Annotated in this window: 12 protein-coding genes and 2 pseudogenes; 9 read left to right on the top strand and 5 right to left on the bottom strand. The window is 70.0% G+C overall.

Features of this window, described 5'->3' with window-relative positions; translation table 11 throughout:
- Nucleotides 1-235: 235 nt before the first annotated feature.
- Nucleotides 236-1681, top strand: a pseudogene (locus KN815_RS19605) (NF041680 family putative transposase).
- Nucleotides 1682-2266: 585 nt separating this feature from the next.
- Here KN815_RS19605 and KN815_RS50510 read toward each other — a convergent pair.
- Both KN815_RS50510 and KN815_RS19600 read right to left on the bottom strand, forming a co-directional pair.
- Nucleotides 2267-2418 (bottom strand): annotated as a pseudogene (locus KN815_RS50510) (haloacid dehalogenase); the annotation flags it as partial.
- A gap of 81 nt (nucleotides 2419-2499) precedes the next feature.
- Complete coding sequence (locus KN815_RS19600; protein ID WP_216343247.1) at nucleotides 2500-2913, bottom strand: hypothetical protein; 414 nt, start codon at nucleotides 2911-2913, stop codon at nucleotides 2500-2502.
- 704 nt (nucleotides 2914-3617) lie between these two features.
- On the opposite strand from KN815_RS19600, the gene KN815_RS19595 reads away from it, so the two are divergent.
- The 3 genes from KN815_RS19595 to KN815_RS19585 all read left to right on the top strand — a co-directional run bounded on the left by KN815_RS19595 (nucleotide 3618) and on the right by KN815_RS19585 (nucleotide 8319).
- The gene (locus tag KN815_RS19595; protein WP_216343246.1) at nucleotides 3618-4661 is read left to right on the top strand and encodes a right-handed parallel beta-helix repeat-containing protein; all 1044 of its coding nucleotides are present in this window, start codon (nucleotides 3618-3620) and stop codon (nucleotides 4659-4661) included.
- 174 nt (nucleotides 4662-4835) lie between these two features.
- Nucleotides 4836-5219, top strand: a complete 384-nt coding sequence (locus KN815_RS19590; RefSeq protein ID WP_216343245.1) for a hypothetical protein — start codon at nucleotides 4836-4838, stop codon at nucleotides 5217-5219.
- Nucleotides 5200-8319, top strand: coding sequence for an NACHT domain-containing protein (locus KN815_RS19585; RefSeq protein WP_216343244.1), 3120 nt, complete (start codon nucleotides 5200-5202; stop codon nucleotides 8317-8319). Before KN815_RS19590 ends, KN815_RS19585 begins: the two co-directional genes overlap by 20 nt.
- Before the next feature lie 21 nt (nucleotides 8320-8340).
- On the opposite strand, the gene KN815_RS19580 is transcribed toward KN815_RS19585, so the two are convergent.
- A complete protein-coding gene (locus KN815_RS19580) occupies nucleotides 8341-8841 on the bottom strand; it encodes a Dps family protein (RefSeq protein ID WP_216343243.1) in 501 nt (166 codons plus the stop codon).
- Between the two features lie 324 nt (nucleotides 8842-9165).
- On the opposite strand from KN815_RS19580, the gene KN815_RS19575 reads away from it, so the two are divergent.
- On the top strand, nucleotides 9166-10332 hold the full coding sequence (locus KN815_RS19575) for a trypsin-like serine peptidase (RefSeq protein WP_216343242.1): 1167 nt from the start codon (nucleotides 9166-9168) through the stop codon (nucleotides 10330-10332).
- A gap of 121 nt (nucleotides 10333-10453) precedes the next feature.
- Here KN815_RS19575 and KN815_RS19570 read toward each other — a convergent pair whose 3' ends face one another.
- Complete coding sequence (locus KN815_RS19570) at nucleotides 10454-10936, bottom strand: GNAT family N-acetyltransferase (RefSeq protein WP_216343241.1); 483 nt, start codon at nucleotides 10934-10936, stop codon at nucleotides 10454-10456.
- A gap of 63 nt (nucleotides 10937-10999) precedes the next feature.
- Here KN815_RS19570 and KN815_RS19565 point away from each other — a divergent pair, with 63 nt between their 5' ends.
- Complete coding sequence (locus tag KN815_RS19565) at nucleotides 11000-11803, top strand: exodeoxyribonuclease III (protein ID WP_216343240.1); 804 nt, start codon at nucleotides 11000-11002, stop codon at nucleotides 11801-11803.
- A 29-nt stretch (nucleotides 11804-11832) separates the two neighbouring features.
- Here KN815_RS19565 and KN815_RS19560 read toward each other — a convergent pair whose 3' ends face one another.
- A complete protein-coding gene (locus KN815_RS19560; RefSeq protein WP_253209087.1) occupies nucleotides 11833-12534 on the bottom strand; it encodes a MerR family transcriptional regulator in 702 nt (233 codons plus the stop codon).
- A gap of 188 nt (nucleotides 12535-12722) precedes the next feature.
- Between KN815_RS19560 and KN815_RS19555 the strand changes: the two genes are divergently transcribed.
- The 3 genes from KN815_RS19555 to KN815_RS19545 all read left to right on the top strand — a co-directional run.
- Entirely contained in the window at nucleotides 12723-14252 is a 1530-nt protein-coding gene (locus tag KN815_RS19555) for a flavin-containing monooxygenase (protein WP_216343238.1), read from the top strand.
- Nucleotides 14249-15199, top strand: a complete 951-nt coding sequence (locus KN815_RS19550; protein ID WP_216343237.1) for an alpha/beta fold hydrolase — start codon at nucleotides 14249-14251, stop codon at nucleotides 15197-15199. Before KN815_RS19555 ends, KN815_RS19550 begins: the two co-directional genes overlap by 4 nt.
- The coding region (locus tag KN815_RS19545) for an SDR family oxidoreductase (protein ID WP_216343236.1) at nucleotides 15196-15891 on the top strand (696 nt) is incomplete at its 3' end. The genes KN815_RS19550 and KN815_RS19545, both read left to right, overlap by 4 nt.

Here is a 15891-nt window from a genome sequence, read left to right as displayed (position 1 = left end):
CTGCGCTCTGGCGACATCTGGGACAAGCGCGAAATCATCGCCTGGGCGACGGCAACGGGGCGCTACCTGGCCGCAGAGGAGACCGACCCCGCTTCCGTCGAGAGCTGAGCTTGACGTTTATCGTCACTGGTCACTCGACCTGCTGAGATCCCCGGGAACCGGGGGCATATGAGACGGCCGTTCTTCACGCTTCGAGATGTCGAGTAACGAAGCACGCAAGGAACGGCCGCTGCCCATGAGTCTGCCCGTCGATGTGCCCGGAAGCGAGGCGTTGGGCCTGTTGTCCCGCTTTCGGGTCGAGTTCTACGAGTGTCTCTACGCCCGCGCGGATGCGCTCTTCGAGCTCACCGATGCAGTGCTGTGCGCGGACGGGCCGGTGAAGACCTTGGTCGAGCTGTCGCTGGCGGCCGAGCACCGGCGCGGGCACGGCGCGCTGTACGCCGCCCTGGACCGGGGCTGGCTGGAGCCGGTTCGGTTGCGCCGCGCCCTGGCCAGCCTGCCGCTGCCGAAGGCGGCCGACGGGCGGATCGTACTCGCTGTAGATGTGTCGCACTGGCTGCGGCCCGATGCACCGACCAGCGACGAGCGGCTGTTCTGCCACGTCTACGGACGCGGAGACCGCAGTTCCGACCAGTTCGTGCCCGGCTGGCCGTACTCTTTCGTCGCCGCCCTGGAGGCCGGCCGCACATCCTGGGTCGCTCTCCTGGACGCGGTCCGCCTGGGCCAGGCGGACGACGCCACCCAGGTCACCGCCAGCCAACTCCGCGACGTCGTCAGTCGGTTGACCCTCGCCGGGCACTGGCGGCCGGGCGACCCCGAGATCCTGATCGTCATGGACAGCGGCTACGACATCGCCTACCTCTCCCATGTCCTGGCGGACCTGCCGGTCGTGCTGGTCGGACGTCTGCGCTCGGACCGCGTCATGCTCCGCGACCCAGGTCCCGCCCGCTCCGGGCCGAAGGGCGGGCGGCCCCCCAGGCACGGCGGCGTCCTCACCTTCGCCAAGCCCGACACCTGGCACCACCCTGACGTCACCACCTCCACGGACACCACCCGCTACGGCACCGCCGAGGCGACGGCCTGGGACCGGATGCACCCCAGACTCACCCACCGCGGCCCCTGGCTGGAGCACGCGGACGAGGAACTGCCAATCCTGCACGGGACGTTAGTGCGGCTGAAGGTCGAGCACCTGCCAGGCGACCGCGACCCGAAACCCGTCTGGCTGTGGTCCTCGGCCGTCGGCGCCATGCCAGCGGACGTGGACCGCTGGTGGCAGTAGTTCCTCCGCCGCTTCGACCTGGAGCACACGTTCAGGCTGATGAAGCAGACGCTCGGATGGACCGCCCCGAAGATCCGCCACGCGGACACCGCCGACCTGTGGACCTGGCTCATCATCGCCGCCCACACCCAGCTCCGACTCGCCCGTCCTCTCGCCGAGGACCTCCGTCGGCCCTGGGAGCGCCGCACCGAACCCCGTCGCCTCACCCCAGCCCGCGTCCGCCGGGGGTTTCGCAACCTCCGCGCCGCGATGGCGAGACCGGCGGCCGCACCGAAACCCACACGACCAGGCCCTGGACGGCCTCCCGGCTCGAAGAACAGGCACCGGGCCAAGCGTCACGACGTCGGCAAGACCGTCAAACGCGCCGAGTCGATCAAGGAACATCAAGCTCACCGACGATAAACGTCAAGCTGAGACGTTGCAAAAATTGTAGAACGCCATTGCCGCATCTTTCGGTCAATCACCGTGACACATCTATTTGCTCCGCTGAACTGCGGGACTGCATCGTTTTGGCGTCCGTGAGATCTGCCCCGGCAACGCCACGCTCCCCTGAGCGTGGCGGCGTCGCCTGTCGACCGTGATACTGACCTGGGTTGGGCCGTCGAGCACTACGTCTTCTGCCCCGACGACGTCTGGCAGGCAATCAACTCATCAGTGCTCACGAGTGGCGATTCTGGTGGCACTGCCCATTGTCCACCCTGAAGTGACAAACGCGGGCACCGAGCTGTGGAGCGGTTGGGCACCTAACCAACAAGCCAGTCCGGATCGAGCTCGGCGACCTTCATGTCGAACCCGCCCGGCCCGAACCGGAACTGGAAGCCCTCAGACGCCTTTGGCTTATCTAACCCACGGGGAACGATCACCACAACCACGGGGAATGATCTCCAGGGACGCTCAGCAGCCCAGGTCAGACCCTCTCGTGAACACCCCACAGCAGCTCAAAGCCCCCGCCGGGGATATTCGGCGGGGGCTTTTTGGTGCCGTACACGTCTCGCGGTAGTCCCGACCCTGAGCGATCACGGCGCCGAACATCGCCGCGAACGTGTGCCGGGGGACCCCAGCCAATCCGCCCACGTGCCGTACTCACGCGTCTCGTCCACGAGGCACTCACCGACATCGAAAACCACAGCTCGGATCATGTTGAGCAGCGTAGGCCACCTCATGGCGGATCGACCCGGGGGTTAGGTGTGCCTCCGGGGGATCTTGGAGCGCGGGGCTCATCAGTAGGTTCTGCGGCGCAGGCTTCGCACGAACAGCGGCACTGACAGTAGGAGCAGGGCTCCTTCGACGGCCAGGCTGGCCAGCCCGAGCGGTTCCGTCCAATTGCCGATGTCGTCGCTGTAGTGGGGTAGCCCCGGGCCCCTGGAGAGGATGTAGCCCAGCAGGGGACCGATGGCGACCGCGGCTGCCAGCAACCATCCCAGTCTGACGAGGCCGATGAGGAGCAGCATGGCGGCGACCGCGGCCGCGATCTCCAGGACGTGGTAGGCGACGCCAATGTAGTGGGGGCTCCTCGTTGCCGTGATGCCGCCTTGGTCCACGACGTGGATGACGGCCACCGCGAGGCACAGCACAGCTCCCGCCCACCTGGCCATCCAGGTAGACCCTGGCACCGTCGCGGTGTGGTGTGACATGCGGAGGTACCTTCTCCTTTCTTGAGCAGCGTGCCTGCCACGCCGCGATCTCATCTGCCCGGTGGACTCCTGACCAGGCAGCGCGCCGTGCCTGTGTCAGGTCCCAGCCTCAGCGGGCGGCTGCCCGCCGTCGCCCTCGATGGTGCAGACGAGTGACACGGAGTAGGTACCGCCGTGGACGGCGCTCCTCGACCAGCAAGTCGGTAGCGTGGCTGAGGCCGGTGGGGGACGCGAGGCACACGCGCGTCTGACCGGTCGGCGCACCGCAGCCACCCCAACCGCCATCGTTCGACACCGGTCCTGGCCGACCGACTGACCAGCCCAGCAGACCTCAGCGACTGCCCCGCCCGTAGTTCGCATCGAAGGGGTCAGGGGTTCAAATCCCCTCAGGTCCACCGCAGCTCAAAGCCCCCGCCGGGGAAATCCGGCGGGGGCTTTTTGGTGTCCTACAGCAGCGCATTGGTGTCGTACAGCCGCGAAGCAAAGCGGCTACTTCCGGTTCTGCTTTCCCAGGTCCTTGCCAAGCCTCCGCAGCGCCCATGCATGGGGGCGGTCCGCGGGGCTGGACCGTTTGGCGGCACATCGGGTGAGGGCGTGATCACGTACGGCTAGAAAAGACACGTCATCTCGCCATCCCGGCTGGCCCAGCATGGCCGCTGCGTGCCGGTGATGCGCCGTCACTCCAGTCTGAGGAAGGCGTAACGATGAAGTACGTATTGCGGTCCGGCGCGCTGACCGTCGCGGTCGGTGCGGGACTCTCCCTCACGGTCCTGCCCACCGGGTCGGCCAGTGCCGCCGACGGCATTCAGGTGCGGTGCGACGACATCCCCGGCCTGGTGGCCGCGATCAACCAGGCCAACACCAACGGCGGTCGCATCACCCTCGCGCCCCGCTGCATCTACACACTGACCACACCGGACAACCCGGACGACGGGCTTCCGGAGATCACCGGGGACGTGACCATCTCCGGCAAGGACAGCACCATCCGACGCGATCCGGACGCCACGGAAGACTTCCGGATCTTCCATGTCGTATCCGGTGGCACGCTCACTCTGAAGTCGCTCACGGTCAGCGGCGGCTCCATCGGGAACATGGGCGGCGGCGCCCTGAACGACCGGGGCACGCTGAACCTGAACAACACCGTCGTCAAGGACAATCTCGCGGTTACCGGTGGCGGCCTCTACAACAACGGTGGGCAGCTCAACCTCGACCGCAGCACCGTCGAGCACAACTCCGCAACCGGCTTCGGCGGCGGAGTCGTCAACGACGCCGGCGGCACGATGACGATGAAGCGCGGGGCCCTGCTCAAGAACCGGGCGGCCCTCAACAATGGCGGCGGTCTGGAGAACATCCTGGGTACCGCGACTCTGGAGTCCGTATCGGTCAGGGGCAACACCGCCGTAAGCGGTGGCGGCATCCGCAATGTGAACGGCTCCACCCTGAACCTGAAGTCGACCACGCTCAAGGAGAACATCGCCGTGAGCGGCGGGGGCCTTTCCAATTTGGCCAGTCCCGCCACACTGGTCGACAGCCTGGTCACGCGCAACACGGCGATCACCTCCGGTGGCGGCATCGACAACCAGTCGAACGGTCAGGTGACGCTCACCAACACCAAGGTCATCGACAACGAGCCGGACAACTGCTCGCCCGAAGGCAGTGTCCCCGGCTGCACCAACCCCACCGCCGCCATCGACCCGCCGCCCACGCGGGACCTCCTGCCCGACGACGACATCAAAGACCCCCAGTAAGCGGCCATCCGAGCCGAAACGCGGCCACGAGCCCCTGACCGCAACGACGAAGAAGGGCGGTTGAGAACCCGATCGCGGAACCGCCGGACGGCGGCAGGTGTTCTCCATAGTGATGGCGGACACTTGCCGCAAGGCAGTGGTGGCGGTGGGTCGTTCACGCGTGAAGGGGGAGCTGTGGATCCGATCTCGGAGGAACTGCTGATGGCGCTGGCCGGCGGGGCTGCGGGAAGCGCCGGGCAGCAGATCTGGCAGTCGTTGCGCGGCCTGGTCAGGCGGGACCGGACGGCAGGGGGCGAGCCCCCACAGCGTTCGCTCGAGGACGTGTTGACGCTGCTGGAGCAGCGCCCGGAGGATGCCGAGCGGGCTCGTGAGCTGGCGGCCGCCCTGCGACGGCGGGCCGAGCAGGATGCGGTCTTCGCGGCCGCCCTCGCACGCTGGCAGCAGGAGAACGAGCGCGCGCACCGCACATCGGGGATCGCGAGCTTCGAGGTCAGCGGCGGGAGCCAGCACTCTGTCGTCCAGGTTCAGAACGTGCACGGTGGCATCACCCTCACCTGAGAGCGGCGACACAGCGCCCCGGCAACCGACGAGCGACGCACCCCGCTTCGAGGTGTCGGGCGGGCGGCAGCGGAACGTGGTCCAGATCTACCACGTCGACCGACTCGAGCTGGCGGCGGAGCTGGGTGGCTCGTTCGGCCGGTACCGCCGGTCCGGTGCGGACTCCTGGTTCGGCTGGGCTGCCGGGCTCGCGGCCGCCGCCTTCGCCGTGTTCCTGCTTCTCGCCCGGCCGGTCCTGCCGCTTCCGGAAGGGTTCGATCCCGGCCCGGTGCGAGTGGGCTGGCTGCTCCTGGCGAGCATCCTCGTTCTGGCCGGGGGCCGGAGAGTTCTTCGCCGCGTCCATGACCGCCGCATGCGCCTGTGGCTGTCGGCCCCGTACCTCGCGCGCGCCGTCGACGATCTCGCCGAGGACCTGGCCGCCCGATACGACGGGGACGAACGCTGGGAGCTGATCCGCGACCCGGAGCCCATCGAGGTGACCTGGCGGGAAGAGGAACGGGACGCGGAAGCGGACTCCCGCGTGCCCGGCGGCGGCCCGATCGCCGCCCGCTTCCACGCGACGCCCGCCCACCGTCTCGTCGTCTTGGGCGGCCCGGGCGCCGGGAAATCGGTGCTGGCCCTGCGCCTTGCCACCGAGTTGCTGGAGGAGCGGCAGGCCCATGACGGGCAGGGACCAGTGCCGGTCATCGTCCCACTCGCGTCCTGGGACCCTCGGGAGGGACTGTTCCGGTGGATCGCACGGCAAGTGGCCGTCGACCATCCCCGCGCCTGCACTCCCGTGCCGGGTGCCCCGCCGGTTGCCGTGGCCCTGTCCCTTCTGCGGACGCGGCGAGTCCTGCCCATCCTGGACGGCTTCGACGAACTCCCCGCCGACGTGCGGAAAAAAGCCATGCGCCGGCTCAGGGAAGGCATGAAGGGCGGCGTGCCGTTCGTGCTGACGAGCCGCCAGGACGAATTCCGCGAACACGCTCCGGAGCAGAACGTGTTCGCACGCACGGAGATCATCCTGTGCCCCCTGGCCGACCACGCGGTGGCGGCGTATCTGAATCCCGGCGGACGGCCGCGGTCGCGCTGGTCCGAGGTGCTCGCCCGGTTGGACGGCGCCGCCGCAGACTCCCCCGAGGCCCGGTTGCGGGACGTGCTGCGGGTGCCGCTGATGGCGAACCTGGCCCGCGAGGCGTACAGCGAGGACGGCGCCGACCCCCGCGAGCTGCTCGTACCGGGTGCGTTCGCCGACACCGCCGCCATCGAACATCGCCTCTACGACGCCTATCTCGATGCCATCTACAGCCCGTCCCATGAGGAACGAACATGGGATCCACCGACGGCCCGTGCATGGGCGGGCTTTCTGGCTACCCGGATGAAGGCCGACAACCTGGAAGAACTGGCCTGGTGGCGCCTGGACGAGCAGGTGCCCTGGCGAGTCCGCGGCCTCGCCCTAGTGCCGGCGTTCGCGCTGAGCGTCGCGCTCATGGCCCGGCTCGATCTCGGGGCGTGGGGCTGGCCCGGCCTCCTCGGGCTCTCGCTGTGGCAGGCGTACGCGATCGTGTGCGCACTCGCCCTTCTCCATATGCCGGTCTCGGCGGAAAGCGCGGAGCACCGTCCGCCGCAGCGGATCGTCCGCCTCACCGGTGCACGCCTGCGCGAGGCGGTCAGTGGGTGGCGCGGCAGAACCCTGGGGGTGTTCGCCGCGGCCTGCCTCGCGGCGGGGTGGGCGGCAACCGTGGCCACGCGCTCCGGGCTGTGGCTGTGGGCCATGACGGCGATCAGTTGGGTGACCGTGCGATGGTGCGGCCGCCGGCTGCTGCTCGCCGCTGCCGACCCGTCCCTGGCCGGCTCACCGGGCGCACTGCTGCGATCGGACCGGCGCGCGGTGTGCACCCTCGGCTGGCTCTTCACCGCGGGACCACCCGCTCTGACCGTCCTCTGCGCCCTGCCTCTGGCCTCGCTGGGAATCTGGTTCGCGGCCGACGCCGCGGGCGTCACTTTCAGCCTCAGTGCCGACAAGGCCGTGGTGGGATTCCTTGTCGATATCCTGGACGGCTTTCGGCTCCCCTTCGCGATCGGCATTCTGAACGCGGCCTGGTCCTCCCGCGACCGTCTGGTCCCGCTCACCCTCGTGCTGCCGCTGGTCATGCTGGCTCTGTACGCCGTCACCCCGGCGGCCCAGGGCGTGATCACGACCGTCGACTGGGCCCTCGCCGCACTGGGAGCGCTCGTCTGCTGGCTGCTGTACGCGACAGCCGTCTCGGCGTGGGGCCGGTTTCAGGTGGCCCGCCTGTACCTCGCCGCGACGGGCCGCCTGCCCCTGAGACTCATGACGTTCCTGAAAGACGCGCACCGGCGCGGGGTGCTGCGCCAGTCCGGAGGGGCGTACAGCTTCCGCCACATCGGACTGCGCGACCGCCTGGCGCAAGCAGGGGCCGTGGACACTCGGGCGGGCACCCTACGGCCCGGCCGGGGACGGCAGTTCACGTCCGGAGCCATCGCCCTCGCGCTTTTGATGGGTACCTACGCCGTGACGGTCCGCGGCGCCGCACAAGCCGAGCCCGTCACCGGACCCATACGCGCACTGCCCACCGCGTGCGGCCTCCTCGATGACCGGCACATCGCCGCACTCACCGATGACGCACGCACCTACGCACCGAAGATGCCGAAGTACACGCCGTTTCTGTGGGAGCCGGGCTGCGTCGTCGACGAACACGCACCGAAGGCGCGAACGGTACGCATCGAGGTCGGTACGCAGATCGTGGAGCCGTTTTACGACCAGAGCGCGGTGCGTGCCGCGTCAGCACAGTTCAAGGGCAGTTCGTGGACCCCGAGCCACTTCGATCTCGACGGAGGTACGTCGCGAAGCCTCGAAGGGTTTGGTGACGAGGCACGCCTGCACACCGGACCACACCGCGTCGGCAACGCCGGCCGGCCACTTCCCGCGGCCGTGGTGGTCGTGCGTAAGGACAACGCACTGCTCACCGTCCGCTATACGGAGGAGCACGCCGACCAGGCACGAGTCAGCATGGTGGCCAAGGTCCTGGCCGGCGCCGCGCTGCGCAAGGCGGGTCTCGCACCCGCGTCCGCTCCACGGACACCCACGCTCTAGTCCGGCCGTGGGGGAGTGGGATCAGACGGATCGGTTTTCGGCGCTGACCATCCAGGCGTGCTTCTCCAGGCTGTCGATGATCGCGTGCAGCAGGTCGGCCGTGGCGGGGTCCTCGTTGTCGATCTGGTCGTGGTGGGTGCGCAGGGTGTCGACGGTGGTGCGCAGGCGCGTGGTGACGAGGTCGACCACGGTGCTCACATTCACCTCGCCCGCCGGGAACGCGGGGAGTGTGGTGGTCGCCGCGACGGTGTCGGAGCGGCCGTCCGGCACGGTGGCGAGAGCGCGCATGCGCTCGGCGATGGTGTCGGCCGACTCCCGGGCGTCATCGACGATCTGATCCAGTTGCAGATGCAGGTCGCGGAAGTTGTGGCCGACCAGGTTCCAGTGGGCCTGCTTTCCCTGGAGGTGCAGTTCGACGAGATCCACCACGATCTGCTGCAACGCCTGGGCGAACTGCGGCGAGGCCGTGAACCCGGCGGCGTCGGTCTCCGAGCGTCGGGAACCCTGAGGAGAAGCGGGCATGGCGTGTCTCCTTCGAAAGCGTCACGGCGCAGCAGACCCCTGGAAACAGAAGGCCCGACTTCCTATGCGATCCAGCCTATGGAGGTCTCTCTCCGCCGCCACCGCGCCTGATCCAGTCGGGTGGACACCCGGGATCAGCGATGTCATGGAATCGTGCTCACCGCGTTCGTGTTTGGTGCGAGCCGGGGGACAGGTGATGGCGCAGGCCAGGGGCGCGGGCATAGTAGATGCCCTGTCCAGTGGCTTCTTGGCGTGAAAGCGCCGTAGGGCAGACGCGACACAGCACAGCACAACAACTGCACCACAACAGGGGGATAAGGCTCCATGCCACTCATACGCCGTTCCACCGTGGCGGCCGCGGCCATGACCGCGCTGCTGGTGGTCTCCGCTTCCGCCTGCGGGCCCGGTGACGACGAGGCGGCTTCCGGGCCGGACTCCTCGGCCGCGCCCGCCGGGCAGCAGGCCAGGGACGGGATCAAGCTGCCGGAAGGCGTCCCGACGAGTCTGGACGACCTGAAGAAGTGGAAGGAGGGCGGCTGGAAGGACTGGGACAAGTGGGCCCGCAGGGCATCGGAATTCGCCAATCCGATGATCAAGAACTTCTGGCAGCCGTCCCGGATGGCCAAGGCGAAGGACTCGTCGACCACCGTCTCCACGCAGAGCGCCGGCCAGGACCAGGCGGCCACCGATCCCGAGCCGCCCGCCGTGCCGGCCAAGCAGGTCTCGCGGCCGTACCACCAGAACATGGCGCCGGTCGGGAAGGTGTTCTTCGACAGCCCCGAGGGGCCGATGGTGTGCTCCGGCACGGTCGTCGACGACCCGGCGCATCCGGGGAAGTCCAACCTGGTGTGGACCGCGGGCCACTGTGTGCACTCCGGCAAGCAGGGTGGCTGGATGCGCAACATCGTCTTCGTGCCCTCGTACAACGACAACGGACTGGGGGCCGAGCAGACGCAGACGGCGGCCCAGAACGAGGTCAGCCCCTACGGCGTGTGGTGGGCGGATTGGTCGCAGACCTCGTCCGAGTGGATCGCGAACGGCGGTAAGACCGGCGGGGTGGGGTCGGCGTACGACTTCGCGGTGCTGCATGTGAAGCCCGAGGGCGGCGGTGGCAAGTCGCTACAGGAGACGGTCGGGGCCTCGGTGCCGGTGTGGTTCGGGGCGCCGTCGGCGGACCGGGTCAGCTCGATCGGCGCGTACGGCTATCCGCAGGCACCGCCCTACGACGGGGCGAAGATGTTCAACTGCACCAGCAGGCCGGGCCGGCTGTCGTTCACGGCCACCTCGCCGACGATGTACCGGATCGGCTGCTCGATGACCGGCGGCACCTCGGGCGGCGGCTGGTTCGTCAACAACGGCGGCAAGACGGTGCTGGTGTCCAACAGTTCGATCGGTTCTTACGGACACACCTGGCTCGCCGGTCCGCATCTGGGGGCCGAGGCGAAGGGCGTGTTCGAGGCCATCAGCAAGAAGTACGCCGGTCGGGGCTGACCGGCCGGTAGCCGCACGGCAGACGTAAGGGGCCCGCTCCGGATCCGGAGCGGGCCCCTCGTCATGGCCTTACGGATGGCTTCGCGGACGGCTCTGTGGACGGGCCTATGGACGGGCGGGCCTATGGACGGGCAAGGAGCTTGGCGTAGCAGCGGCTGCTCTCCTCGAAGCGGTAGTGGCCGAACTTCGGCACCGGTGCGTAGCCGGACGAGGTGTACAGCTCTATGGCCTCGGGCTGCTCGGTGCCGGTCTCCAGGACCATCCGCAGCCGCCCCGCCTCCCGCGCGCTGTCCTCCAGCGCCGCGAGGATCCGCCGGGCCAGCCCGCGCCCGCGCGCCGCGCGGACCACGAACATCCGCTTGATCTCGGCGTCCCCGTCCTCGTAGCCCTCGTCGCTCCGATCCTGGCTGCGCCAGCCGCCGGTGGCGACCGGGGTGCCGTCCGGGTCGTAGGCCATGAGGTAGAGGCCGTGCGGCGGGTCGAAATGGGCCGCGTCCATGGGCGTCAGATCGCCCTCGCCGTAGCGCACGGCGTACTCCGCCTGCACTTCCTCGTCGAGTTTGAGGGCGTCGGGGTGGTCGTAGCGGATGGGCTGAATATTCATGCGTGAAATCGTACTTCTATGCAGTGGATGGGTGCGTGGTTTTTGTCGCGTATCGTGCCGGAGGTGCTCACCGTGACGACCGTGAATGTAAACGGGCTGCGCGCCGCCGCCAAGAAGGGCTTCGGTCCTTGGCTGGACGCTACCGCGGCCGATGTGGTGTGCCTCCAGGAGGTACGCGCCGAACCCAAGGAACTGCCGGAGGCGGTCCGCGAACCCGACGGCTGGCATGTGGTGCACGCCCCCGCGGCGGCCAAGGGCCGGTCCGGGGTGTCGGTGTACGCCCGGCGCGAGCTGGAGGGCATCCGGGTCGGCTTCGGGTCGACCGAGTTCGACGGCAGCGGCCGCTATGTGGAGGTCGATCTGCCCGGCGTGACCGTCGGCAGCCTGTATCTCCCCTCGGGCGAGGTCGGCACGGACCGCCAGGACGAGAAGGAGCGCTTCATGGCGGAGTTCCTTCCGTATCTGAAGGAGCTGCGCGAACGGGCCGCGGCCGGCGGGCGCGAGGCGCTGGTGGCCGGCGACTGGAACATCGCCCACCAAGAGGCCGACCTCAAGAACTGGAAGGCCAACCAGAAGAAGTCCGGGTTCCTGCCGGCCGAACGCGCCTGGCTGACCAGCGTCTTCGAGGAGGCGGGGTACGTGGACGTGGTGCGCGCCCTGCATCCGGACGCCGCCGGTCCGTACTCATGGTGGTCCTACCGCGGCCGGGCCTTCGACAACGACGCGGGCTGGCGCATCGACTACCAGATCGCGTCCCCGGGGCTCGCCGAGCGCGCGGTCAAGGCGGTTGTGGAGCGGGCGCCCGCCTACGACCAGCGGTGGAGCGACCACGCCCCGGTGACGGTGGCCTACGGCCCGGCTCACTGACCTTCGCGGGGGCACTCGTCCCGTCCGGCTCACTGATTCCCGGAGCGGCCGCCGGGTGGCGTCTCGTCCAGCTCCGCCCGCATCCGGCGGTTCATGGCCATCGTCAGCTCGGCGTCCACCACGCTCGTGGCCAGTGGCCGCAGCCGCTCCACCGTCTCGCCGACGTTCTCGCCGCGCTCCAGGGCGTCCGCCGTCGCATGGGTGCGCAGCAGTGTGACGAAGGTCTCGGCGATCGCGTCCACATGCTCACGCACCTCGCGCGCCGCGGCGAGCACCGCGGCCAGTGGGACGCCCTGTTCGACCAGGGTGTGTGAGACGTCCAGCAGGCGGCGGCTGAGGTGGACGATCTCGTCGCCGTCGACGGCCAGATAGCCGAGGTCGAGCGAGGTGGTGAGGTTCTCCGCGGTGACCTCGCCGTGGAAGTAGTCCGCGAGCGCCTCGGGGGTGAGCCGGACCGGGGTCTCCGAGGGCCAGGAGGCGACCGCGCCGGGCAGCCCGAGCAGCTCGCCGACGTCCCGGCGGCCGCTTTCGAAGGCGGCGATCAACTCGGCGATCCCGCCGAGGGTATGGCCGCGCTCCAGCAGTCCCGCGATGGTCCGCAGCCGGGCCAGATGGTGGTCGTTGTACCAGGCGATCCGGCCGTCGCGGCGCGGTGGCGGGATCAGCTTGCGCTCCCGGTAGAAGCGCAGGGTGCGCACGGTGATCCCGGCCTTCTCGGCCAGTTCCGGCATGCGGTACTCGCGTACCTCGTCCGCTTCGCTCGTCGCCACAACTGAAGCCTATGCCGCGGCCGGTTCGGTGCGACCGTCGGTAACTTCGTTGTCCACAGCCCCTACCGCTGGGTAGATCCCTGTCCTACGCTCCCATCGTGCCAGTGATTGCTGGCACGGTTGTATTCGCGTTCGTGGGAGGCGGCGGCATGGCTGGGCTGACGCATGAGCATGTGCGGGTGGCGGTGATCGGAGCCGGATTCGGCGGTCTGGGAGCGGCGGTGCGGCTGCGCCGCGCGGGCATCACGGACTTCGTGGTCCTGGAGCGGGCGGAGGCGGTCGGCGGGGCCTGGCGGGACAACACCTATCCGGGGTGCGCCTGCGATGTCCCGTCGCATCTGTATTCGTTCTCCTTCGCGCCCAACCCCGACTGGCCCCGGAACTTCTCCGGCCAGCCGCATATCCGCGCGTATCTGGAGCGGGTCGCCGACACCTTCGGGCTGCGGCCGCACCTGCGCTTCGGCGCCGAAGTGCGGTCCCTGCGCTGGGACTCCGCGGCGGTCCACTGGGAGGTGGAGACGGCGCGGGGCTCGCTGACCGCCGATGTCGTGGTCAGCGCCACCGGCCCGCTCGCCGACCCCCGGATCCCGGACATTCCCGGGCTCGACGGCTTCCCCGGCGCCGTCTTCCACTCCGCGCGCTGGGACCACACCGCCGAGCTGCGCGGCAAGCGCGTGGCGATGATCGGCACCGGCGCCTCGGCCATACAGATCGTCCCCGCCATCCAGCGCGAGGTCGGCCGGCTCACCCTCTTCCAGCGCACCCCGCCCTGGGTGCTGCCGCGGATGGACCGCCGGATCAGCGGCCTGGAGCGATGGCTGCACACGAGGATCCCGGCCACCCGGGCGCTGCGCCGCGGGGTGCTGTGGGGCATCCGGGAGCTTCAGGTGGGCGCGTTCACCAAGCGGCCGGGCGAGATGCGGTTCGTCGAGCGGCTGGCCGGTGCGCATATGCGACGGGCCATCAAGGACCCGGCGCGGCGCGCGGCGCTGACCCCGGACTACCGCATCGGCTGCAAGCGCATCCTGCTCTCCAACGACTACTATCCGGCGCTCGCCCAGCCGCATGTGGACGTGGTCCCGGCCGGGCTGAAGGAGGTGCGCGGCGCCACCCTCGTCGGTGCCGACGGCTCCGAGACCGAGGCCGACGCGATCATCTTCGGCACCGGCTTCCATGTGACCGACGTCCCCATAGCGCAGCGGGTGACCGGGGCGCGCGGGACGACGCTCGCGGAGGCGTGGAAGGGCGGGATGGAGGCGCTGCGCGGCACCAGCCCGGCGGGCTTCCCCAACTTCCTGACCATCATCGGGCCCAACACCGGCCTCGGGAACAGCTCGATGATCCTCGTCATCGAGGCGCAGCTCGCCTATATGGCCGACTTTCTGCGCCAGTTGGACACCCTGGGCGGCAAGGTCGCGCTGGACGCCCGGCCGTCCGCGGTGCGCGCCTACACCGACATGATCCAGGAACGGATGCGGCGCACGGTGTGGAACACCGGCGGTTGCGATAGCTGGTACCTCGACAACGGCCGCAACACCACCCTGTGGCCCGGGACCACCAGCGAGTTGCGCAAGGTCACCCGGCGCGTGGACCTCGACGAGTACACGGTGCTGCGGCCGCACACCGGGCCCGCCAAGGCCACGGTGTCCACGGCCGGTGCGGGGAGGGGATCGCGATGAGGCGGCTTTCCGCCCCGACCGTCGGGCCGTACGCCCCGCCCGTCCCGGAGCGCGAGCTGACCGCCGTCTCGGCCGACGGGAGCGGGCTCCACACGGAGCTGCACGGTCCCGAGGACGCGCCCGCGGTCCTGCTCGCACACGGCTGGGTGTGCTCCACGGCCTTCTGGGCGCCGGTGGTGCGCGCCCTCGCGGCCGACCACCGGGTGATCGTCTACGACCAGCGCGGCCATGGCCGCAGCCCGGCCCCGGGGCCCGGCGGCTACAGCACCCACGCCCTGGCCGACGATCTGGTGGCGGTGCTGGAAGCCACCCTTCCGCCCGGTCGGCGGGCCGTGCTCGCGGGCCACTCCATGGGCGGGATGACGCTGATGGCCGCGGCCGACCGCCCCGCGCTGCGCGAGCGCGCGGCCGCCGCGGTGCTGTGCAGCACGGGCGCCTCACGGCTGGTGGACCGGTCGCTGGTGGTGCCGCTGCGCTCCCCGCGGGCCCGGGCGCGGGTGCACCGCGTGCTCCTCGGCTCACGCGCCCCCCTGGGCCCGGTCACCCCGCTCGCCAAGCGGCTGGTGCGCTACGCCACGATGGGCCCTGGCGCCGACCCGGCAGCGGTGGACATGTGCGCGCGGATCCTGCACGCCTGCCCCCGCGCCGTACGCGCCGGATGGGGCCGCGTCCTGCTCGACCTCGAACTGGACGCGCGCATCGGCGAACTGACCATGCCCACGGCCGTCATCGTCGGGACCGCCGACCGGCTCACCCCGCCCGAGCACGCCGACGCCCTGGCCGCCGCGCTGCCGCACTGCACCGGCCTCACCGAGCTCCCGGGGCTCGGCCATATGACCCCGGTGGAGGACCCCGAGGCGGTCACCGGAGTGATCCGCGGCCTGGTCGAGGAGTACGGGACATCCCGCCCCACAGCAACAGCCGAAGCCAAGGAGCAGACGACATGAGTGCGCGCAGGAGCCTTGAGGGCCAGGTCGCGGTGGTGACGGGCGCGGCGCGGGGCGTCGGCGAGCTGCTCGCGCGCAAGCTCTCCGCCCGCGGTGCGAAGGTCGCGCTGGTGGGCCTGGAGCCCGAGGAGCTGAAGCGGGTCTCCGAGCGGCTGCCGACCGACTCCGCCCACTGGCATGCCGATGTCACCGACGCCGAGGCGATGGCGCGGGTGGCGGGGGAGGTCGTGGAGCGGTTCGGCGCGGTGGACATCGTGTGTGCCAACGCGGGTGTGGCCCAGGCCGGTCCGTTCCTCGACTCCGACGAGACGGCCTGGCGGCGGGTGATCGAGGTCAATCTGCTGGGCAGCGTCACCACGGCCCGCGCCTTCCTGCCCGCGTTGATCGCGAGCCGTGGCTATCTGCTTCAGATCGCCTCGCTCGCCGCGCTCGCGCCCGCGCCCATGATGACGGCGTACTGCGCGTCCAAGTCGGGGGTCGAGGCGTTCGCCCACAGTCTGCGGGCCGAGCTGGGCCACCGTGGGGTGCGGGTCGGCGTGGGCTATCTGAGCTGGACGGACACCGATATGGTGCGCGGCGCCGACCAGGACGAGGTGATGCGCGAGCTGCGGCAGCGGCTGCCCTGGCCCGCGGGCCGCACCTATCCGCTGGGCCCTTCGGTGGACCGGCTGGTGGCAGGCATCGAGCGCCGG

The organism is Streptomyces niphimycinicus, assembly GCF_018883605.1.
Lineage (GTDB): Bacteria > Actinomycetota > Actinomycetes > Streptomycetales > Streptomycetaceae > Streptomyces > Streptomyces niphimycinicus.
Note: the sequence above shows the minus strand (reverse complement) of the source record. Positions and strands in the feature narration are given on the sequence as shown.